The sequence below is a fragment of the Lacticaseibacillus styriensis genome, from assembly GCF_030770295.1.
In the GTDB taxonomy this organism is placed as follows: Bacteria; Bacillota; Bacilli; order Lactobacillales; family Lactobacillaceae; genus Lacticaseibacillus; species Lacticaseibacillus casei.
The window spans coordinates 1,398,397-1,420,088 of the sequence record NZ_CP132483.1; the positions used below are offsets into that span (position 1 = coordinate 1,398,397).

Genomic DNA, 21,692 nt, shown 5'->3' on the forward strand with positions numbered 1-21,692 from the left:
GCGATTTCACTTATGAAAAAAACCAAGATCGTCAGCACACTTGGACCTGCTAGTAACACCACTGACATCATCGTTAAGTTGATCGAAGCGGGCGCCAACGTTTTCCGTTTCAACTTTTCCCATGGTGATCACGAAGAACACTTGGCACGGATGAAGATGGTTCACGAGGCTGAAAAGATCACGGGCAAGACCGTTGGTATCATGCTTGATACGAAAGGTGCCGAAATTCGGACCACGCTTGAGGATACCCCAGATGGCACGATCGAATTCCACACGGGTGATAAAGTTCGCATCTCCATGGATGCCAGTTTGAAGGGTACTAAGGAAAAGGTTGCCGTTACTTATCCTGGTCTTTACGATGACACGCATGTTGGCGGCCACGTTTTGTTCGATGATGGCTTGATCGACATGAAGATCACCGAAAAAGACGAGAAGAACCGCGAGCTTGTCACTGTTGTTCAAAACGACGGTGTTCTTGGCGGTAAGAAAGGTGTCAATGCTCCAGGCGTTGCCATCAATTTACCTGGTATCACTGAAAAAGACTCCAATGATATTCGTTTCGGTTTGGATCACGGGATCAACTTCATTGCTGCATCCTTTGTTCGTAAGCCTCAGGATGTTTTGGACATTCGTGAACTCCTTGAAGAAAAGAACGCGCTTAATGTTCAGATCTTCCCTAAGATTGAATCTCAAGAAGGTATCGACAACATCGATGACATCTTGAAGGTTTCTGACGGTTTGATGGTTGCTCGTGGCGACATGGGTGTTGAAATTCCATTTGAACATGTCCCGATCGTTCAAAAACGGTTGATCAAGAAGTGCAATGCTTTGGGCAAGCCGGTTATTACCGCTACTCAAATGCTTGATTCCATGCAGGAAAACCCTCGTCCTACCCGTGCCGAAGTAAACGACGTTGCGAACGCTGTTTTTGATGGTACCGATGCAACGATGCTTTCCGGTGAATCTGCTAATGGTGATTATCCTGTTGAGTCTGTTGCTGCAATGGCCCGGATCGACGAATATACCGAAGCAGCGATGATGGATCAAGATGCATTTGCCTTGAAGGAATACAGCAACAAGAACATTACCGAAGCTGTTGGCCAAAGTGTTGCACACACGGCTCGTAACCTCGGCGTCAAGACGATTGTTGCTGCTACCCAGTCCGGTTACACCGCACGGATGATTTCCAAGTATCGTCCGAAGGCTGACATTCTTGCCATTACCTTTAACGAGAAGACCCAGCGTGGTTTGATGGTTAACTGGGGTGTTTACCCAATTATTGCCGACAAACCTGCTAACACCGATGCTATGTTCGACTTGGCAACGAAGAAGGCTCAAGATCTTGGCTTTGCTAAGGAAGGCGATCTGATTCTGATCACTGCCGGTGTTCCTGTTGGCGAATCTGGCACAACCAACGTGATGAAGGTTCAACTTATCGGCTCCAAGCTGGTTCAAGGCTCAGGTGTCGGTGACGAATCCACGATTGGTAAAGCGGTCATTGCAAGCAATGCGCAAGAAGCTGCTGCTAAGATGCAAAAGGGTGACATTCTGGTTGTTAAGACGACCGATAAAGATTACCTGCCAGCAATCGAAAAAGCGGCTGCCTTGGTTGTTGAAACTGGCGGCTTGACCAGTCACGCTGCTGTTGTCGGCATTGCCATGGGCATTCCGGTTGTTGTTGGTGCTGAAAATGCTACCAGCGTTATCTCTGACGGCCAGATCATTACCGTTGATTCTCGTCGGGGGATTGTTTATAAAGGTGCTACCAACGCCCTTTAATCCGGACAATCAATTTAACATTGGTTTTCAGAAACTCCTGAGGAAACTCAGGAGTTTTTTGATGGCTGAAATGAGTTCTCATTTTAGCAATTAACTGCTAGCAAAAATGACTGGGGACTCGTCAGCGATGATCGGGTAGCTTATAATGAAGAGCAGTATGAATTGATGAGATGAATAGCAGGCAGCCGATGATCCTGATCGGCAAATGATTGGAGGAGCGCACCTGTGGAAAGTTGGTTATTTTTACTTGCCATTTTGATCATTGCGTTACTTGGCAAAAATAAGAGCCTCGTGATCGGCGTTGCTGTCGTGATGGTGCTAAAAATACTGCCGCAAACGCAGCATTTGATGAAATTGTTGCAGAGTCAAGGCATTAACTGGGGTGTCACCGTCATTTCGGCTGCGATTATGGTGCCGATTGCGACAGGTGAAATCGGCTTGAAAGAGTTATTGCACGTGATTAAAAGTCCGGCTGGCTGGATTGCCATTGGCTGCGGCGTTTTAGTGGCAGTGTTATCTGCCAAAGGTGTCGGTCTGCTAGCCATGAGTCCGGAAATGACAGTTGCTTTGGTTTTTGGCACGATTTTAGGGGTTGTGTTCTTAAAAGGCATCGCTGCCGGTCCGGTGATTGCTAGTGGCATTACTTATGTTATTTTGACAGCGTTCAACATACTGCCTGGACGGTAAGGCAAGTCGGATCCAGCTAAAAGGGAGACATGATCATTAAAATGAAATTCAATGGCCAAATCGTCACCGCACACGTGACGGATCACAATGAAAAAGAAGTATTCGCTCAGTACGATGGCGTTACCTTGGCAATCGATCGTAAGGAATTAGCAGCTTTGCCTGAGATCGGCAGTGAACTTGAAGGTTTTGCTTATGAGAATAAGCATGGCGAGGCCCGCTTAACGACCAAACTGCCTAAGGTGGGCCGCGATCACTACGCATTCGCGCCAGTTGTTGAAGTGCGCCGCGATTTAGGGGTCTTTGTTGATATCGGCTTACCGGATAAAGATATCGTGGTGAGTGAGGATCAATTGCCTGAGCTCAATCGACTTTGGCCTCAACGCGGAGATCGGCTGATGATTGCTTTGACAACCGATAAAAAAGACCGGTTGTGGGGCAATCTCGCCGACGAAACGATTATTCGGGCAGTGGCCAATCGTGCCAAACCTGACCAAATGAATGCTGATGTGACCGCAACGGCTTATCGCCTGAAAATGGCGGGTACGCGGGTATTGACAGATGACTTTTACCTTGGCTTTATTCATCCAAGTCAACGTGATGTCGAGCCGCGACTGGGTCAGGTGTTGCATGCCCGCGTGATTGGTGTCAGTGATCAAGGCGAACTGAATCTATCGTTGAAGCCACGGGCATACCAGGCGATTGGCGACGATGCGGCGATGATTTTGGCGGTGTTGCAACATGATCCTGCTGGCAAAATCGCCTATACCGACAAAAGCGATCCAGATGCGATTAAACAGGTCTTTGGCATTAGTAAAGGCGCGTTTAAGCGGGCATTAGGTCACTTATTGAAAGCCGGATTGATTAAAGAAGAAGCAGGTTATACGATTTTGTTAAAGACAAACGGTAACGCATCTCAGGAGTAAGAACATGCACGGGTTGATTGCAGATTTTATTCATTATTTAGATGTTGAGCGTGGATTGGCGGCCACGACGCAAATAAGCTATCAACAGGACTTAATGACCTTTCAGGCTTGGCTGACATCCCAAAAACGGACCACCTTTCCGGAAGATTTTGCGGTTATTCAGTCATTTTTGAAAAAACAAAATGATACGAAAGCCCCTGCGTCAGTCAGTCGGATGATTTCGGCGCTGCGAAAATTTTACCGATTTTTGTTGCGGGAAGGGGCTGTTAAAACCGACCCGATGACCAAAATCGATACCCCGAAGAAGGCGCAGCATTTACCGGCAACGTTGTCAGGGCCAGAAATCGACGCGCTTATGGCCAAACCGGATATTACGAAACCACTTGGCCTGCGTGATCGCGCCATTTTTGAATTGATGTATGCGACCGGGTTGCGCGTGTCGGAACTCATCGGGCTACGCATGGATCAACTGCATTTAGCCATGAACTTGTTGCAGGTGACTGGGAAAGGTGACAAGGAGCGGCTCGTGCCAATCAGTCCCCAGGCAACAGAGTGGGTTAATCGATATTTGCGTGATGCGCGGCCACGGTTGATTAAGCAGCACCAACCTAAAGCTGTTTTCGTCAATTTTCATGGACATGCGCTCACCCGGCAGGCAATTTGGAAGAATTTAAAGGCCTATATTGCCAGTGTGGGCATTCAAAAAGATGTCACCCCGCATACGCTGCGGCACAGTTTTGCAACGCGACTGCTTGAAAACGGGGCAGATTTACGGGTTGTTCAGGAATTATTGGGACATAGTGACATTAGTACGACGCAGATTTACACGCATCTTAGTAATCAGCATTTGGTTGCGGTCTACCATAAAACGCATCCGCGCGGTTAGGGAGTACGTTGCTCCAACGCGGTTTGTATGATAGAGTGTTACGAGAGTATCTCTTGGAGGCAAATATGCTGGTTAAATACAAAAACGACTACGAAAAGATCGCCATGGGACTTTTGTCTTTTATTCCCGATCTCAAAGATGTCGGACACTTGAGGACCGAACTTAAGATGTACACCGAAGACGATTCGCATGCGCTGTATTTGTATAAGCAGGGGCATGATTTTGTCGGTGTGATCGGTATCGAGTTAAGTGATGATTTTGTTTTGGTGCGGCATTTGAGCTTTTCACCGAATTTTCGTGATCAGGCGACGGCGTTTGCTGCGCTGACAGAGTTGACGAAGCTTTTCCCTGATAAGAAATTGATGGGGGCTTTAGAGCATGCGTCATTGATAGCTGCTTTTAACAAGTTTCGAAAAGAGGATGACCATGGCACTGACACTCGTGCTGAATGATTTCTCCGGACCGTTGGATTTGTTGTGGCATTTGATTCGGACAAACGAAGTGGATATTTACGATATTCCGATCGCCGAGATTACCACCCAGTACCTTGATTACCTGCACCAGATGCAGGATCTGGCGCTGGATGTAGCCGGCGATTATTTTGTCATGGCCGCTAATTTAATGGTTTTAAAAAGTCGGCTTTTGTTGCCGCAACCGGAACCGGAAACCACTGAGCCGGAAGAGCCAACCGATCCGCGGGCGGATTTAGTGGCCCAGCTGTTGACTTATCAGGTTTACCAAGAAGCAGCCAAAGATTTAAAGCACCGGGAAGCTAAACGAGCACAATCCTTTGCCAAGCCGACGACATTACCAGACGAGAAAATGGCTGTGCCGCTCGCTCCGGGAACCGTCAAATTGATTGACCTGCAGGCAGCGATGGCCCGGGTCATGAAAGCGCAACAGGCGGCTCGCCAGACAATTGCGCATATTGAAACCGAGCCGGTGTCGGTCGAAAAACGCATCGGGGAAGTTTTGAAGACGTTGCAAAAAGACGGTCAATGTTTGTTTGCCGATTTGTTGGCGGTCCATTCGGTTGAACAGGTGGTTACGACCTTTTTGGCCTTGTTGGAACTGATGAAAAGCGATCAGGTGATTTGCGAACAAGATGCGCCGTTTGATCCGATCACGGTGACGCTGAAGGAGGCCGCTTAATGGAGCCGGTATTAGAAGCTATTCTGTATACAGCAGGTGAAAGCGGCGTGACCCTAGGCGAACTTGCCGGGATTTTGGAAATCAGCGAAAGTGCGATGCGCCAACAACTGGAAGCATATCAGCAAAAGCTGGCCGCCGACAAACAGCGGGGCTTACAGATCCAACAGTTTGCTGACCGTTACTACTTGTTAACCAAACCGGCCTTTGCAGCTGCTATCAAAAAGTATTTTGCCGGTCCTCCTGCTGCTGGTTTGTCACAGGCAGCGCTGGAAGTTTTGGCTATCATTGCTTATCAGCAACCGATTACGCGAATCGAAATTGACGAAATTCGGGGCGTTCAAAGTTCCGGTGCGTTGACAACATTAGCATCCCGGCAACTGATTAAAGAAGCCGGCCGTAAAGAAGCACCGGGACGGCCGATTTTGTATGCGACCACCCAGTTTTTCCTTGATTACTTTGGCCTCAATCGGTTGGCAGATCTGCCGCCACTGGCCGATGCACCTGAAGATACCGGTGAAGTCGATCTTTTTACAGCATTTCGTGATGATGGTCAGTCGCAACAGGCTGAAGACGATAAGAAAATGGAGCAAAACCAACAAGATGACAACCAAAACTGAACGATTGCAAAAAGTCATTGCCAATGCCGGCATCGCCTCACGCCGTCATGCAGAGACACTCATCGCTACCGGGCATGTGAAAGTTAATGGCCAAGTTGCAACTGAAATGGGCATTAAAGTCGGTCCGCATGATGACGTTGAAGTAGACGGTGTTCCAATCGGCAAAGAGGCTAAACGGTATTTTCTGTTTTATAAACCGCGTGGCGTGATTAGCGCAGTCGAGGACAACAAAGGCCGGAAAGTCGTCACTGATTATTTTGAAGATATTCGCGAACGACTTTACCCGGTTGGCCGTCTAGACTATGACACCAGCGGTTTGTTAGTGATGACGAATGATGGCGAGTTAGCCAACCATCTCATGCATCCGCGCTATGCACTCGAGAAAAAGTATGTCGCCAAAGTGGAAGGCATTCCGAATCGTCCTGCCTTAGCGCCGCTTAAAGCAGGGGTGGTCATTGACGGTAAAATGACGGCACCAGCAAAATTCGAGATTCTGTCGACAGATAAGGCAAAGAAAACCGCAATTGTGGCGCTCACCATTCATCAAGGCATGAATCATCAGGTGAAAAAGATGTTTAAAGCGGTTGGCTTCCCAGTGATCAAGCTGTCCCGTGAAGCTTATGGCAACCTGACACTTGCCGGTTTACAACCGGGAGAACACCGTGAGATTAAACCGCAGGAGTTGCATGATTTACGGCAACTTACTGGTGATCAGGACGAAAAACATTAAGTTGTTAACGTTTTCAAGGTAATCGCTTGAATTTAAGCCTTACCTCTGATAAAGTATGCTTGTAATTAAATAATTGGTTCGTCTTCAGGGCAGGGTGTAATTCCCGACCGGCGGTATAGTCCGCGACCCGCGTTTGCGGTGGAACCGGTGTGACTCCGGTACCGATAGTGATAGTCTAGATGGAAGAAGATGGGGCTTTTTTGAATCTGCATTCAATCGAGACCTATTCCCCCTGAAGGAGGAATAGGTCTTTTTAAGTTCCGGAAGACGGCCTCATGGAGGTTATGTATTATGGCAAGTCGTTCTAAAGTTCATCGTTTGGTAGGTATCGCACTATTAGCGGCGATCGGTTACGTATTGATGATGTTCTCGTTTCCGATTATTCCGGCGTTTCCGTTCTTGAAGTTGGATTTATCTGACTTGGTTGTGTTGCTAGGAGGGCTGCTTTATGGGCCGGTTGGCGGCATCGGTGTCGCCTTTATTCGGAGTCTGGTCCATTTCGCTTTGACTGGCGGCGGTGTTGTGAACCTCATCGGTGATTTGGCCGCCTTTATTGCCAGTGTCGGCTTCTTACTGCCGGTGGTTTACACCGTTCGCGGCAAACACAGTTTATGGCGCCAAGTCGAAGGCCTGGTCTTAGGTACTTTAAGCCTTACTTTGGTGATGAGCATTCTGAACTGGCTGGTGATCACGCCGATGTACATGGCGGTCTTCAATTTCAACTTAGGCATGTCGCTAACCCGTTACGTGCTGATTGGCGTTGTGCCATTCAATCTGATTAAGGGTGTCGTGATTTCAGTCGCCTTCTTTGCGATTGCGAAGGCACTGGCACCTTGGCTTGCCCGTCAAGAAATGCAGATGAGCCACTAATCGATTCGTCGAGGCCTTTTGGAACCTTTAGTAGCTGCACGTTTGCAAACAAAAACTTCCGTCAATTTGGCGGAAGTTTTTTTGCGCGACTTGGCTACAGGCAGGCATCATTTGAAAACGGCGTAGTGTATGAATAGAGCGTTAATCGATGTATGAGAGAGACAGCTGACTTATTCTGCCTTGGTTGGCGTATAAGGATCGGCGTCAAACGGATGGTCACTGCGTTTGATTGCACGCGTCGGGCACCGTTTATACGCTAAACGAAAATGAATCGTCGCCTGATCATCAAGCGCTTTTGTGCCGGTATTGCGATCAGGCTTATAATAGGCGATGCCTGCCTGATCGTAGTCAAATAAGTCTGGCGCCAGCATCTGGCATAAACCACACGCGATGCATTCAGGCCGTTCCACTCTGCCATATAAAGCCATTATCGTATTCGCCTTCAATCTTTTGTCATGATTTCAACTACCTGTCATTGTACAATAACAACCGGGAAAAAGAGGTGCTTATTTTGCTGCCGGACTTGGTGATCCAATTTTTTAATACCCAACCGCGCCGCGAACGGTCTGTATTTGGGCTGTTAACCGGTAAACAAACCATTTCTATCCTCTATGCGGCTTTGAGTCATCATCAGTTGCAATGGCTCCATCTTTATCCCGGATTATCGAAGGAGGCGTTTTTAGCCACCGTGGCGAAGCTAAAAGCACAAAAATGTTTAGCGGCCACGGAAACCGGATTGGTGTTAACGGAAAGCGGCCAAAAGCGTCGGATTCAAGCAGCACAGAAGGTGTCACTACCTGCTTACTACCAACCATGGATGCGGGTTGACAGGTTCGCACCGCGCTTCTTTTTAGCAGTTCAGGTTTTATCCGAAGCCAGCTATCATTCGCAAGCTTACCGACCGATCAGTACTGATTGGGCAACCCAGCAGGCTGTGAAGCGCTGGTATCGACAAACGCGTGTTCAGACAGCGGTTGATGAATTAACCGATCTTTTTGAGCGATTACCGGCGTCGCTTGCTGATGAGCTCGCCGCCAACCTGATCGGGCACAATTACGCAGGTCAGCGCCAACCGGCAACATTATCGGCACATTTTGCCAATGTGAATGCTTTAGCTGCGTTGATTCAGGAAATTGCTGCAGCCAAGAATCAATGGTATGCCTTGTGGGGTGGACCGCAGGAGTTGGTGACGCGTCCGGCTCAAGCGACCTTGAAGCAAGTTCGGTTAGGCGTTGATTTGGCGACAGTTGCCGCACAAAGTCATCGCAAAATGAGTACTGTCAAAGAGCATCTACTATTAGCCGCTATCATGGGTCAGGATGTTCCGATAGCCAGACTGATTCCGCCAGCGGTGCATCACGCTTTGGATCAGGTGGATCAATGGCAGGATCATCAGACGTTACTGGCGACGATTCCGGACAGTGAATTTTTTCAGATTCGTTTGTTTCAGATTTTTAAACTGCAAGGGAGATGGCCGCGTGCCGCAACTTGAAACTTTATTGGCCGACCATTTCGGCTTTGAACATTTTCGGCCCGGACAAAAAGCAATTATTCAGGCAGTCTTAGCAGGGCAGGATACTTTGGGGATACTGCCAACCGGTAGCGGTAAGTCACTTTGTTATCAGTTGCCAACGATCATCAAAGCAAAGCCAACGTTGATTATCGAGCCTTTAATTGCTTTGATGCACGATCAGGTGGGCCGGTTGCAGGCGGCGGGTGAGAAACGGGTCTTGGCTTTGTCGGGACAAATTGTCCCAAATGTGTTTCCTGAAGTTTTGCAAAACTTGAGCCAGTATCGTTATCTTTTCATTTCTCCGGAAATGTTGCAGCGTGCGGATGTATTGGTGGCACTCAAGCAACTTGATTTGGGCTTGTTTGTGGTTGATGAGGCGCATTGTATTTCTCAATGGGGCCCGGATTTTCGCCCGGCCTATTTACAGTTGGGACAAGTCCGAAGCCAATTACACGTTGATGCCGTTTTGGCGCTTACGGCAACCGCTCCTGAACGGGTTCGCACAGATATTTTGACGCAATTGGGCATGCAAAACCCAGTCACCATTGCCGGTTCGGTTGATCGCCCGAATATTTTTCTCGGGGTTGATGTCTGTCCCAATGAGAAAGCAAAGCAGCAGGAGCTTCAACATATTATGGCAGCAAACATTGGGTCAACGATTGTGTACTGTCCGACCCGAGCAGCATCTGAGAACCTGGCCGGCGAATTGCAAAAAGCCGGGACGGCAGCCGCCTTTTATCATGCCGGATTGGACCAGCATCAGCGTGATTTGATTCAGCGACAGTTTCAATCCGATCAGCTTCAGGTGATTTGCGCCACAAGTGCTTTTGGCATGGGCATCGATAAGGCAAATGTCCGCCTTGTCGTTCATTTACATGTACCCGAGTCGCTTGAAGCGTATTACCAGGCAATCGGTCGCGCCGGGCGTGATGGGGCGCCTAGTTTAGCGGCGATGGTGGTGACTCAGGATGACTTGAAACGCAGTCAGGCGCTGGCAGGAATGCTGCCTGACCAAACGATGATTCAGACTATTTTTGCCCACCCGGAGATTTATCGCAATTTTGACGATCCGCAAGTCAGCTTGATTGAAGCGTATATTACGGCCGGCTTTTCGCTGCTTCAAACGCAGCAGCAACTTGAGAAGCGAATGACGGAAAAACAGAATAGTTTTACGGCGATGGCAGCTTTTGTCAACGCATCCGGTTGTCGACGGGCGTTATTACTTAAGCACTTTGATTCACCGGCTCCGGCACACGGCTCATTTTGCTGCGGCCCAGTGACGTCGGACGTCTTACAAACTTTTGTCACAGAAAAAAGACATCAGACAACCCAGCCGAAACACTGGCAAGCCGTTTTTAGGCAAATCTTTAGATAAGCGGCGTCCTGATTTGCTGCGATATGATACAATAAATCCATGTAGTGAGGAGGTTCGTGATGGCCGAAAAAGATAAACACCAACATGACAGTGCGGATCAAGAACATAAGCGTGACGATCAAAACAAGCCTTGGGAAACCCTTTTCGATGATGATCGTGATGACCAAGGCAATTTAAGTCGATTGGCCACCCGTAAAAAACGCCAAGGTAGCTCAAAATTTACATGGATTTTGGCAATTATTTTGATTTTGCTCGTTTTATCGCCAATTATTTACTTTAAGGTTTGGGGAAGCCAAGGCAGCAGTGGCTCAAATTTGTCAAATGACAAAGTGGTGATTCAAAGCGCCAAGAAAGCCAGCCATCGATCAAAGGTTAAAAAATCCGAAAAGTCTTCTAAAGCGGCAAAAACTTCTAAGAATGAAGCAAGCAGCAAGCAGCCGGCACAGCAGCCGTCGACTCAACAGCAGGAGACGAATAAGGCATCGGTAGCCAGCAGCGCCTCTGTACAAACACAGCCTAGCGCAGCGGCGTCTGCAGCGAGCACTGCAACGCCGAGTCAGGCCAGTACTGCGGCGGCCAATTCATACACGGTTAAGTCTGGGGATAATCTTTATCGGATTGCAACTAATCATGGTATGTCGTTGGATGAACTTTTGCAGCTAAATGGCCTCAGCGCCAATTCCAGCCTGACACCCGGAACCGTTTTAAAAGTGAAATAAATGTAACGCGCCCCTGTTCGAACCATTGACGAGATGAACAGGGGCGTGTGTTGTGGAGGAAATTCATGCAGATTGCGATCGACGGCCCGGCAAGCGCCGGCAAAAGTACCATTGCAAAACTTGTCGCCAAGAAATTAGGCTTTATTTATTGCGATACCGGTGCGATGTATCGCACCGTCACATATATGGCGCTTAAGGATCAATTACCGCTGGACGACGAAACAGCCATTATGCAGCATCTCGCCAAGATGGTGATTCGGTTTGCCCCCGGCGAAACGGAACAACAGGTTTTCATGAATGACGAGGACGTGACGCTGGCCATCCGTGAGCCCGATGTGACGAATAATGTATCCCAGGTTTCGGCGTTACCGCGTGTGCGAACCGAATTGGTTAAGCGGCAGCGTGACATTGCAGCGACTCATGATATTGTGATGGATGGCCGCGATATCGGGACAACCGTTTTGCCAAACGCCGCTTTGAAAATTTTCATGGTAGCGTCAGTTACAGAGCGTGCTAAGCGGCGCTATAAAGAAAACGTTCAAAAGGGGATCACGACACCACTGGCGACACTCGAGGCTGAAATTGCCGAGCGTGACCGTAAAGATTCCCATCGGGCGGTGTCACCTTTACGGCAAGCGTCCGATGCGATTCGGATCGATACGACCGATATGTCGATTGATGAAGTCGTGGCACGGATTCTGACATTAGTGGCAGAAGCGAAAACGCATTAGTTAACCGGGGCGAAATAAGCGCTGGTAATTTGTTTCGTTTTCAAGTACAATAGATCCAGTATACAGCTGCATAGGAGGATTTTTTGGCATGAGTGATAATAACGTTAATGAGAACACCGAAACAATGGCGGACGCCCTTAAGAGTGTCACTACAGTAAAGATTGGTGACACTGTTAAGGCAGATGTCCTTGCTGTTGAAGATAAACAATTGATCGTTGGGATCGAAGGAACAGGCGTCGAAGGCGTGGTCCCGATCAAGGAGTTATCAACTCAGCCAATCGATGACATTCACGATGTTGCCAAGGTCGGCGACAAACTTGATTTAGTTGTGCTTTCAACGGTTGGCAAAGATAAAGAAAATGGTCAGTTCCTGCTGTCCAAGCGCCGTCTTGAAGCACAAAAGGTTTGGAAAGAAATCCAGGCTAAATATGAAGCCGGCGAAACCATCACGGCACCTGTCACCAGCGTTGTCAAAGGTGGTTTGGTTGTCAATGCCGGTGTTCGTGGCTTTGTCCCGGCATCAATGGTTGAAGATCACTTTGTTGAAGATCTCAATCAATATAAAGGCAAAGAACTCGAATTTAAGATTATTGAAATCGAACCTAGTGAAAACCGCTTGATTCTTTCGCATCGAGCGATTGTTGAAGCAAGCAAAGCTGAAGCACGCAAAGAAATCTTTGCTAAGATTCAACCAGGCGATGTCGTTGAAGGTAAGGTTGCTCGTTTGACCAACTTTGGTGCCTTTGTTGATCTCGGCGGTGTGGATGGTTTGGTTCATGTGTCTGAAATTTCATTCGACCATGTTGATAAGCCAAGTGATGTCTTGAAGGTTGGTCAAGAGATTAAGGTTAAGGTTTTGAATGTTGATCCTGACCGTAATCGCATCTCCTTGTCCATCAAGGCAACCCTGCCACAGCCATGGGATAATATCGAAGAAAAAGCACCGGCTGGCTCAGTTTTGACCGGCACGGTTAAGCGCTTGACGACGTTTGGTGCGTTCGTTGAAGTATTCCCTGGTGTCGAAGGCCTTGTTCATATTTCTCAGATTTCACATGAGCATGTTGCAACGCCAGCTGATGTTTTAAAGGAAGGCCAAGAAGTGAAGGTTAAAGTGCTGTCAGTTGACCCTGACGCACATCGCTTGGCATTGTCCATCAAAGCATTGCAGGATCGTCCAGCAGGCGCCAGCGAAACGCCAGCGCACGAAGGCGGCAATAACAGCGGCAATAACGAACATCGCCGTTCATCCCGTCCGCGTCGTGGCAATGATCGTCATCAGTCGACATCGATTCCTGCTGAGTATCAGCAAGATGATTCCGGCTTCTCACTTGGTGATATCTTGGGCGATGCGTTGAAAGACGCTGCTAAAGGTAAGAACGATGATCAGGATGACAACAAGTAATTGTTCCGTCCTTTAAAAAGTTGAGCCTTGGCTCAACTTTTTTTATGGCTAACGGTCTGTTGCACATAAAATTAGCGGATCGGTTGCGATACATTTTAAAAGTGCTCATAAAAGACCTCAGCAAAGAAAGGAGGCCACAACATGGTTTTACCAACACTTGCCATTGTCGGCCGGCCTAACGTCGGTAAATCAACTATTTTTAATCGGATTCTCGGTGAACGGGTTTCGATTGTTGAAGATACGCCAGGCGTCACGCGCGATCGGATTTACGGTAAAAGCGAATGGCTAGGCAAAGAATTCGCGGTGATCGATACTGGCGGGATTGATCTCGGCGATGAGCCGTTTCTGTCCCAAATTAAAGATCAGGCTGAAATTGCCATTGAGGAAGCCGATGTGATTCTGTTTCTGACCAGTGTCGAAGCAGGTGTCACTGATGCTGATGAACGGGTGGCACAGATACTTTATCGAGCGAAAAAGCCGGTTGTTTTGGCTGTAAACAAAGTCGATAATCCAGAGCGCCGGCAGGATATCTATGACTTTTATTCATTAGGCTTTGGCGAACCATTTCCGCTTTCCGGTACCCATGGCATCGGTTTAGGCGATGTTTTGGATGCTGTTTTGGCGGCGTTCCCCAAAGAAGCCAATTCAGTTGAAGACGATAGTATTAAGTTCAGTCTGATTGGCCGCCCGAATGTCGGGAAGTCATCGCTTGTGAATGCTATTCTAGGGGAGAATCGCGTCATCGTGAGTCCCATTGAAGGCACAACGCGCGACGCCATCGACACCAAGTTTGAAGCCGATGGCGAAACATTTACCATGATTGATACCGCCGGGATTCGTAAACGCGGCAAGGTTTACGAAAATACAGAAAAATACGCCGTACTGCGGGCTTTACGTGCGATTGACCGATCAGATGTGGTTTTGGTCGTCATTAATGCGGAAGAAGGCATTCGCGAACAGGACAAGAAAGTCGCCGGTTATGCCCATGAAGCTGGACGCGGTATTATTATCGTGGTGAATAAATGGGATACGGTAGAAAAAGATAATCACACCATGAAAGATTTTGAGAATTTGATTCGCCAGGAATTCCAATATCTGGATTATGCGCCGATAATTTTTGTCTCAGCTAAGACCAAACAACGTTTACAGAGCTTGCCAGCTATGATCGTCGAGGTTTCAGAAAACCAAACCCGGCGAATTCAGAGTAGCGTGTTGAATGATGTCTTGATGGATGCCATTACTGTCACACCAACACCGACAGTTAATGGGAAACGCTTGCGAATTTATTATATGACGCAAGTGGCCGTCAAACCGCCAACTTTCGTGGTTTTCGTGAATGATCCCGATTTATTGCACTTTTCTTACGAGCGCTTTCTCATAAACCAGTTGCGTCAGGCATTTGATTTTAGCGGGACGCCGATTCACGTCATTGCCCGTCAACGTAAATAATTTTTACAATGTTGGATAATGACTTTTCATTCAATAAATCGAGATTTTCGATAACCAATCCGCGATTATCGAGCAAAAATTTTGGCAAAAACCTTGTCACGGCGGGCTTGCTATGCTATGTTTAAACCTGAAATGGTGATACATAATTATCATTGTTTCTTCATTCCTGAGCGGTCAGGAATGGACATGTTTAGGTGTTCACGCATCTAATCAATTATGGAGGTGAAATGTTCATGGCAAACAAAGCAGAATTGATCGAAAGCGTTGCAACTGCAACCGGTTTGACCAAGAAGGACGCAACCGCAGCTGTTGATGCAGTTTTCGGTTCCATCCAGGATTCCCTTTCAAAGGGTGACAAGGTTCAATTAATCGGCTTTGGTAACTTCGAAGTTCGTGAGCGTGCTGCTCGTAAGGGTCGCAACCCACAAACCGGTGCCGAGATCAAGATCCCAGCATCTAAAGTACCAGCATTCAAGCCTGGTAAAGCACTCAAGGATGCCGTTAAATAAACGGTTCAATTGAGTCAACTGTTAAAGTACCACCAAAAACCGAGTCTTAGCGGACTCGGTTTTTGCGCGTTTTGGCTGTGATAAGTCATGATGTGGTTACTGGCTCAAGTACCGGTTCACGCTCACATTAACGTGTTCACCGGCGCAGAAGTCTGCGTGTAAGGACCTTGGTCGCAATGGCAAAGCCCGCCATCACGCCCAAGGCCACTTACACTCCGGCTTCTCCCGCGCCGGTTCACGCTCACACATGTTAAACTTATGCATATGGAATTTATTTTGGCTTTTCAGATACGGAGGCAGTTATGAGTTACGCACAAAAAATGCTCGATGCACTTGAAGCAGGTCAGATGGAGACGGCGCGTCAACTTTTTACGCAGGTTTTGAAGCATGATGACGACGAAACCCAATACAATCTAGCTGAAGAACTTTACGCCATGGGCTTCAATGGCCAAGCTAAGCGGTTGTATCAGGGCCTATTAGGTCGGTATCCGGATCAAGGCGACTTGGCCACTGCTTTGGCCGATATTGCGGTTTCTGACGGCGATACAGATGCTGCACTGAACTATCTGAGTCGCATTCAGCCAGGCGATCCGGCTTATGTCCAAAGTCTGGTAAGCGCCGCCGATGTTTATCAGACACTGGGGTTGTATGAAGTTAGTGAGCAGAAGTTATTGGAAGCCAAGAAACTGGCGCCCAAAGAGCCGGTCGTAACATTTGCGCTTGGCGAGTTTTATTTTGACTGGGGTCATTTTCCTCAGGCGATTGCGGCGTACAACGAGCTTCTTGCGGGCGGAACCAAGGAACTTGCCGGGGTTAACATTGAAGCGCGGCTGGCGGCCAGTCTGGCGCAAACCGGCCAATATGAAGACGCAGTGGCTGCTTATGAGGATGTCGGTGTGGATGCATTGGATCTCAGTGGCCGATTTGAACTTGGCGGTTTGTATTTGCAGTTGGATGATCCGGCCAAGGCCATTACCAACTTACAGGCGGTAATTGACACCGATCCAAGTTATGCCAATGCTTATTTACCGTTGGCACGTGCGTATGAGGCCCAGAATCAGCCTGATAAGGCCTTAGACACCGTTCAAGCGGGGGTTATGGTCGATGACACGAACCCAAACTTATACGCGTTAGGCGGCAAACTAGCGCTTAGTGAAGATAATCCCGATTTAGCCGAAAATTATTTACAAAAAGCACTGAAAATCGATCCGGAAGATCAAGGCAATATGTTGGCCTGGAGTAATTTTCTGGTTCAGCAGGAACGTGATCAGGAGAATATCGATTTTCTTAGCCAGATTGATCGCAGCGGTGATGTCGACCCGCAGATTTACTGGAACATGGCTAAAAGTTATGATCGGCTGGATGATGTTAAAAAAGCCCGAGAGAATTACCTGTTAGCGTTCAATCGCTTCCAGGATTCGCCAGACTTTCTTCATGATTTGATTGATTTCTTCCAGTCAACCGGTGCCCGCGCCGAACTCAAAGCTGCTTTGGTTCGTTACCTGAAACTGGTGCCGACCGATGATGACATGCAAATGCGGTTAGATGAACTCAATGATGAGGCGGATTAAAGTGCGAGGGATTAGTGGCCGAACAAAAGTCGTCGCCGTTTCTTCTGGTAAGTGAAGCCTTCGCCTAATGCTTCGTGGACATCCAGAATGCTGATGAAGGCGTGGGGATCGATGGCCTCGATCAACCGTTTCGTATAGGCGATTTCCGTTGAGGCAACAACCGCGTAAACGACTTGCTTGCGATCATGCGCAAAGCCGCCTTCCGCGTGCAAAAAGGTGGTGCCGCGTTCAAGATCATTCATAATTGCCGTGGCAATTGCCTGGCTGTGGTCCGAAACAATCAGCACACCTTTGGCTGCATATGCGCCATCCAGCGTAAAGTTAACAATGCGGGAAAAGACGTAGGCACCCAGCAATGTGTACATCATCAATTCAAGGTTCAAATAAGTCAGCGAAATGGTCAAAACGATTGCATCAAAAATGAGCAGTGTCCGCCCCATCGGCACCCCCGTTTGTTGCTCGACAATTCTGGCCACAACATCGGTGCCGCCAGTTGTGCCGCCGTGGCGGTAAATCAAGCCGCTGCCAAAACCGCCAAAAAGACCGGCCAGCACCCCGGAAATGAACAAGTCGTGGTGAATATCGATGCTTAATGGCACCCGCTGCCAAATCCATAGCCATGCCGACAACATTAACGTTCCGAAAATCGTATACGCCAACGCCCGTTTTCCCAGAAACTTATACCCCACGATGAGAAGCGGGATATTAAGCAATACTGTGCTGTAAGCCGGGTCCACGTGCCACCAGTAACGAATCAGCAGCGTAATCCCCGTGACGCCGCCTTCTGCCAGGTGGTTGGCAATGTTAATATAGACCAAGCCAAATCCGTATAAAGCACAACCGAGAACAATCATCAAAAGATCCAGACAAACCCGCATGTTGCGTGACATAAGGTGCCTCCCAAAAAAGAATTTAAGCTCATTTTAACAGAAATCTTATTTTGCGGTATTTTTGAGGTGAGGTCAACGCCAAAACAAAAGGAGTAGGGCAAATGCAGTTAGATTTAAAGCAGCCTGATTTTCAAGCTGCGATTCCCATTTTAAAAAAAATCGAAGCAGCCGGTTATGAAGCTTATTTTGTCGGTGGCAGTGTGCGCGATGCGTTGTTAGGGCTGCCGATCCATGATGTCGATATCGCCAGCTCAGCCTACCCGGAGGAGATTAAGCGCATTTTTAAGCGCACCGTCGATACCGGTATCGAGCATGGGACTGTGATGGTGTTGGACCATGGGACGGGATACGAAGTCACCACATTTCGAACCGAGTCGCGGTATCAGGATTTTCGCCGGCCGGATCACGTGACATTTGTCCGGTCATTGGCAGAAGATCTCAAACGCCGAGACTTTACGATTAATGCCTTGGCAGTTCGCCATGACGGCACGATTATTGATTTATTCGACGGACTGGCCGATTTGAAAAAGCACCAGTTGCGGGCAGTTGGTGATCCGCACGCGCGTTTTCACGAGGATGCGCTGCGGATGATGCGCGCCGTCCGGTTTGAAAGTCAGCTGGGTTTTCACATTGAGCCGGCGACCAAAGAAGCAATTACGGCAAATGCTCCGCTGCTAAAGCATATTTCGGTTGAACGGACTGCGGCGGAATTTAACCGGCTTTTGATAGGGATTGATCGACGGTTTGGTATTCAAGACTTTGTGACGACCGGATTGTTTGCGTATGCCCCGGAACTGGCTGGCCAGCGAACGGCTTTGTGGCACTTTAGCGAGCTACCGGACACCCCTTTTAGCGGTATTGCCAGCGGTTGGAGCGCGCTGCTTTTTATGCTCAAGTTAGCTCCGGAACCAACCTTAAAAGCCTGGAAGCAATCTAACGACTTAATTGATCTGGTCAGTCAGACGGTGACGCTGCTGGCCAAAATATCAACGCCGACTGCCTGGGATTTGTATACTGCCGGCTCCCGAGCTGTGGCAGTTGCTGGTGAAGTGGCCGCCTTGCTGAAACCGGACTTTGATCGACAGGCGCTGGCAGCAGCATATGCCCAGTTGCCAATTCACTCAAAAAAGGAGCTGGCACTGACCGGGCGTGATTTAATCACAGCCGGTGTTCGTCCCGGCCCCGAAATGGGGAAATTGCTTCGTCAGGTTGAATCACAGGTTGTGGCCGGTGTTTTGCCCAATGATCCCAAAAAGTTGTTGCCTGCAGCAATTGAAATGTCTCGAGAACGGCAGTGAGTGTGTTATGATGAGCATGTAAGCACATACAACAACGTCACATCAGGATCAATGGGTGGTCGCAAGGCTTCCCAAAAGTTTCTGGCCAACCTTGATGCTGGTGTGATCGTGAAGGGGGATTTCTAATGGCAGAACATGTTTTTGAACAATTGGTTTTTCATTTTCGTAATGGTGATGAATGGACGGTCCAGCATGATGAGTTGGCCGATGTCTGGATCAGCCGGGTAACCACCAGCTATGGGCGGATTCACGGCGGCCAGATTCAGGAAATTCATCCTTGCAAGAGCTTCAAGGTTGAAATTTTACCGGAAGCCGATCATGTCAAATCAAGCGACATCAACACCGGTTCACTTGAAATGGGCATGTTTGGTCGCGCTACGAAATATCAGGACATTGAAAAAATGGACTTGGTATTCGATGCCGAAGCCAAAAAGCAGGTTCAAATTTACTTCCCGTTTAAGCAAAAAGATCCGAGCGGGCTTGATAATGAGTATCAAACCAGTAAGCTAGCCAAGAATGGTCATCTTTACATCGTCATTGATGCCCAACATACCGTGGACGACGAATATCCACGGATTTAAGGCAGCAAACAGGCAGGTCGACAGTGAGTCGGCCTTTTCTTGTGCCTTGCTTCTTGCTAAGATGGACAACGATACAAGGGAAATGAGGGACAACATGCAGACGCTAACAGCAGAAGGCCTGAGCAAGGCATACGGTGACAAGCAATTATTCAAACAAATCGACTTTTTAATCAATGAAGGCGAACGCATCGGGTTGATCGGGGTGAACGGTACCGGAAAGACCACGCTGATTCGCGCCTTGGCTGGGCTGGAAGCATTAGACGCCGGCACGGTTAAAACGCCGAAGAATTATCGCATCAGCTACCTGGCCCAGGTACCTGATCTTGATCCTGAGCTGCCGATCATGGATGCCATTTATCGTGGGGATTCGCCGGTTTTTCAGGCTATTCGGCAGTATGAACGGGCATTGGCTGCCTACACCAAGGATCCACTGAATCAGGCGAAAACCGATGCCTACACCAAAGCCGATGCCCGAATGACCCAAGAAGACGCATGGTCGGCCGAAACCGATATTAAGACGATTCTGACACAACTGCATATTGACGACTTGTCGGCTCGGGTCGGTAGCCTCTCCGGCGGGCAGCAAAAGCGGGTAGGACTGGCGCAGGTTTTGATTGAATCACCTGATCTCTTGCTGCTGGATGAGCCGACGAACCATCTTGACTTTGATTCCATCGCCTGGCTCGAAAAATATTTAAGCAATTATCGCGGCGCCTTAATCGTGGTCACCCACGATCGCTATTTTTTGGATCGCGTCACCAATCGCATTTTTGAGTTGGATCGCGGCCGACTTTTCCAGTATCAAGGCAACTATCAGGCATATGTCGCCAAAAAGGCTGATCAACTGGAGGCTGAGAAATCGGCTAACCATAAACAGGCGCAACTTTATCGCCAGGAGCTGGCTTGGATGCATGCGGGCGCTCAAGCACGGTCGACCAAGCAGCAGGCGCGGATCAATCGGTTTAAAGAACTGCAAGCAGCTAAAGACGATGCGCCGACACCTGATCAGCAATTGGATCCGATCCAGATTGCCAGTGCGCGGCTCGGCAAGAAAGTGATCGAAATGAACCACGCCAACCTGAGCTTCGGTCATCAGGTCATATTAAACGATTTTAACTGGTTGGTTCAGCCGGGAACCCGAATCGGCATTACCGGGCAAAACGGCGCCGGTAAGTCAACGTTGTTAAACATTATTGCCGGCAAGCAGAAGCTGGACAGCGGCACGATTTCGTTAGGAGAAACGGTTCAGTTGGGGTATTACACCCAGATGAATACCGATCTCGATCCAAATAAACGGATCATTACCTATTTGCAAGAAGTCGGCGAAGAAGTCGTGCAGGCAGATGGTCAACGGGTATCAGTGACCCAGATGCTGGAGCAGTTTCTGTTTCCACGCAATATGCACGGCACGTTAATCGGACGGCTTTCCGGCGGCGAAAAGCGGCGGCTTTATTTGTTGCAGGTGCTCATGCGGCAACCGAATGTTTTGCTGTTGGATGAACCGACGAACGACCTGGATATTGCGACGTTGACGGTCTTAGAAGATTATCTGGATCATTTTCCCGGCACCGTGATCACCGTGTCGCATGATCGCTATTTTCTTGATAAAGTGGCCGATCAGCTGCTGATCTTCAATGGCAATGGCCAGATTGACCGCGCTGTTGGTGAATTTTCCGATTACCTGGCTAAGCAAGCTGCGCAACCGGCGACACCAAAAGCTAAGCCTGTCGCAACCAAACCGGCACCGGAAAAAGTTGCGCCGAAAGCGAAGTCGAAACTCACATACGCGGAAAAAATAGAGTATGATAAACTGCAACAAGAACTCGATGAACTCGACGAGCGCTTGGCCAAAGTGCAGGCGGAAATGGCCGATGTCAACGGCGAAGATTACGTTAAGTTAGGTGATCTTCAGGCAAAGAGTGACAAAATCAACCAGACGATTGACCAGAAGTTTGACCGGTTCGCCGAGCTGGATCAATATGTATGAGCAATAAACGATAGAAGGGGAAA

General features: G+C 48.5%; 22 protein-coding genes and 1 riboswitch. Of the genes, 20 read left to right on the top strand and 2 right to left on the bottom strand.

What is annotated here, in order from left to right:
* Positions 1 to 12: 12 nt before the first annotated feature.
* The 9 genes from pyk to LACSTY_RS06785 all read left to right on the top strand — a co-directional run bounded on the left by pyk (position 13) and on the right by LACSTY_RS06785 (position 7,644).
* Positions 13 to 1,779, top strand: coding sequence for a pyruvate kinase (gene pyk / locus LACSTY_RS06745; RefSeq protein ID WP_010488463.1), 1,767 nt, complete (start codon positions 13 to 15; stop codon positions 1,777 to 1,779).
* Between the two features lie 225 nt (positions 1,780 to 2,004).
* Complete coding sequence (locus LACSTY_RS06750) at positions 2,005 to 2,466, top strand: DUF441 domain-containing protein (RefSeq protein WP_087912105.1); 462 nt, start codon at positions 2,005 to 2,007, stop codon at positions 2,464 to 2,466.
* A 41-nt stretch (positions 2,467 to 2,507) separates the two neighbouring features.
* On the top strand, positions 2,508 to 3,389 hold the full coding sequence (locus tag LACSTY_RS06755; protein ID WP_049169845.1) for a CvfB family protein: 882 nt from the start codon (positions 2,508 to 2,510) through the stop codon (positions 3,387 to 3,389).
* Positions 3,390 to 3,393: 4 nt separating this feature from the next.
* A complete protein-coding gene (gene xerD, locus LACSTY_RS06760) occupies positions 3,394 to 4,275 on the top strand; it encodes a site-specific tyrosine recombinase XerD (protein WP_087912106.1) in 882 nt (293 codons plus the stop codon).
* A 65-nt stretch (positions 4,276 to 4,340) separates the two neighbouring features.
* The gene (locus tag LACSTY_RS06765) at positions 4,341 to 4,727 is read left to right on the top strand and encodes an N-acetyltransferase (protein WP_087912107.1); all 387 of its coding nucleotides are present in this window, start codon (positions 4,341 to 4,343) and stop codon (positions 4,725 to 4,727) included.
* Entirely contained in the window at positions 4,702 to 5,427 is a 726-nt protein-coding gene (locus tag LACSTY_RS06770; RefSeq protein WP_010488453.1) for a segregation and condensation protein A, read from the top strand. The genes LACSTY_RS06765 and LACSTY_RS06770 overlap by 26 nt, the downstream gene beginning before the upstream one ends.
* A complete protein-coding gene (scpB, locus tag LACSTY_RS06775; RefSeq protein WP_087912108.1) occupies positions 5,427 to 6,044 on the top strand; it encodes an SMC-Scp complex subunit ScpB in 618 nt (205 codons plus the stop codon). The genes LACSTY_RS06770 and scpB overlap by 1 nt, the downstream gene beginning before the upstream one ends.
* Entirely contained in the window at positions 6,028 to 6,774 is a 747-nt protein-coding gene (locus tag LACSTY_RS06780) for a pseudouridine synthase (protein ID WP_070651831.1), read from the top strand. The genes scpB and LACSTY_RS06780 overlap by 17 nt, the downstream gene beginning before the upstream one ends.
* 76 nt (positions 6,775 to 6,850) lie before the next feature.
* Positions 6,851 to 6,969: riboswitch (FMN riboswitch) on the top strand.
* 96 nt (positions 6,970 to 7,065) lie between these two features.
* Positions 7,066 to 7,644: an ECF transporter S component gene (locus LACSTY_RS06785; protein ID WP_047106101.1), complete on the top strand. Its 579-nt coding sequence runs from the start codon at positions 7,066 to 7,068 to the stop codon at positions 7,642 to 7,644.
* Between the two features lie 170 nt (positions 7,645 to 7,814).
* On the opposite strand, the gene LACSTY_RS06790 is transcribed toward LACSTY_RS06785, so the two are convergent.
* Positions 7,815 to 8,072, bottom strand: a complete 258-nt coding sequence (locus tag LACSTY_RS06790; protein WP_087912109.1) for a ferredoxin — start codon at positions 8,070 to 8,072, stop codon at positions 7,815 to 7,817.
* Between the two features lie 83 nt (positions 8,073 to 8,155).
* Here LACSTY_RS06790 and LACSTY_RS06795 point away from each other — a divergent pair, with 83 nt between their 5' ends.
* From LACSTY_RS06795 to LACSTY_RS06830, 8 genes are all read left to right on the top strand, one after another.
* A complete protein-coding gene (locus LACSTY_RS06795) occupies positions 8,156 to 9,136 on the top strand; it encodes a helix-turn-helix domain-containing protein (protein ID WP_087912110.1) in 981 nt (326 codons plus the stop codon).
* On the top strand, positions 9,123 to 10,532 hold the full coding sequence (locus LACSTY_RS06800) for a RecQ family ATP-dependent DNA helicase (RefSeq protein ID WP_087912111.1): 1,410 nt from the start codon (positions 9,123 to 9,125) through the stop codon (positions 10,530 to 10,532). The genes LACSTY_RS06795 and LACSTY_RS06800 overlap by 14 nt, the downstream gene beginning before the upstream one ends.
* Positions 10,533 to 10,591: 59 nt before the next feature.
* The gene (locus LACSTY_RS06805) at positions 10,592 to 11,251 is read left to right on the top strand and encodes a LysM peptidoglycan-binding domain-containing protein (RefSeq protein ID WP_087912112.1); all 660 of its coding nucleotides are present in this window, start codon (positions 10,592 to 10,594) and stop codon (positions 11,249 to 11,251) included.
* A 65-nt stretch (positions 11,252 to 11,316) separates the two neighbouring features.
* Positions 11,317 to 11,982 carry a (d)CMP kinase gene (gene cmk, locus LACSTY_RS06810; protein WP_087912113.1) on the top strand — a complete coding sequence of 222 codons (666 nt, stop codon included), beginning with the start codon at positions 11,317 to 11,319 and terminating at the stop codon, positions 11,980 to 11,982.
* Positions 11,983 to 12,070: 88 nt separating this feature from the next.
* Entirely contained in the window at positions 12,071 to 13,384 is a 1,314-nt protein-coding gene (gene rpsA / locus LACSTY_RS06815) for a 30S ribosomal protein S1 (protein ID WP_087912114.1), read from the top strand.
* A gap of 141 nt (positions 13,385 to 13,525) precedes the next feature.
* Positions 13,526 to 14,833: a ribosome biogenesis GTPase Der gene (gene der, locus LACSTY_RS06820; RefSeq protein ID WP_025013430.1), complete on the top strand. Its 1,308-nt coding sequence runs from the start codon at positions 13,526 to 13,528 to the stop codon at positions 14,831 to 14,833.
* Positions 14,834 to 15,066: 233 nt separating this feature from the next.
* Positions 15,067 to 15,342, top strand: coding sequence for a non-specific DNA-binding protein Hbs (gene hbs / locus LACSTY_RS06825; protein ID WP_003658248.1), 276 nt, complete (start codon positions 15,067 to 15,069; stop codon positions 15,340 to 15,342).
* Between the two features lie 302 nt (positions 15,343 to 15,644).
* A complete protein-coding gene (locus LACSTY_RS06830; RefSeq protein ID WP_087912115.1) occupies positions 15,645 to 16,913 on the top strand; it encodes a tetratricopeptide repeat protein in 1,269 nt (422 codons plus the stop codon).
* Positions 16,914 to 16,924: 11 nt separating this feature from the next.
* Here LACSTY_RS06830 and LACSTY_RS06835 read toward each other — a convergent pair whose 3' ends face one another.
* Positions 16,925 to 17,803 carry a YitT family protein gene (locus LACSTY_RS06835; RefSeq protein ID WP_087912116.1) on the bottom strand — a complete coding sequence of 293 codons (879 nt, stop codon included), beginning with the start codon at positions 17,801 to 17,803 and terminating at the stop codon, positions 16,925 to 16,927.
* Between the two features lie 101 nt (positions 17,804 to 17,904).
* On the opposite strand from LACSTY_RS06835, the gene LACSTY_RS06840 reads away from it, so the two are divergent.
* From LACSTY_RS06840 to LACSTY_RS06850, 3 genes are all read left to right on the top strand, one after another.
* Complete coding sequence (locus LACSTY_RS06840) at positions 17,905 to 19,101, top strand: CCA tRNA nucleotidyltransferase (protein WP_087912117.1); 1,197 nt, start codon at positions 17,905 to 17,907, stop codon at positions 19,099 to 19,101.
* A gap of 125 nt (positions 19,102 to 19,226) precedes the next feature.
* The gene (locus tag LACSTY_RS06845) at positions 19,227 to 19,682 is read left to right on the top strand and encodes a hypothetical protein (protein ID WP_025013426.1); all 456 of its coding nucleotides are present in this window, start codon (positions 19,227 to 19,229) and stop codon (positions 19,680 to 19,682) included.
* Between the two features lie 94 nt (positions 19,683 to 19,776).
* Positions 19,777 to 21,669, top strand: a complete 1,893-nt coding sequence (locus tag LACSTY_RS06850) for an ABC-F family ATP-binding cassette domain-containing protein (RefSeq protein ID WP_087912118.1) — start codon at positions 19,777 to 19,779, stop codon at positions 21,667 to 21,669.
* The last annotated feature ends 23 nt before the right edge of the window (positions 21,670 to 21,692 follow it).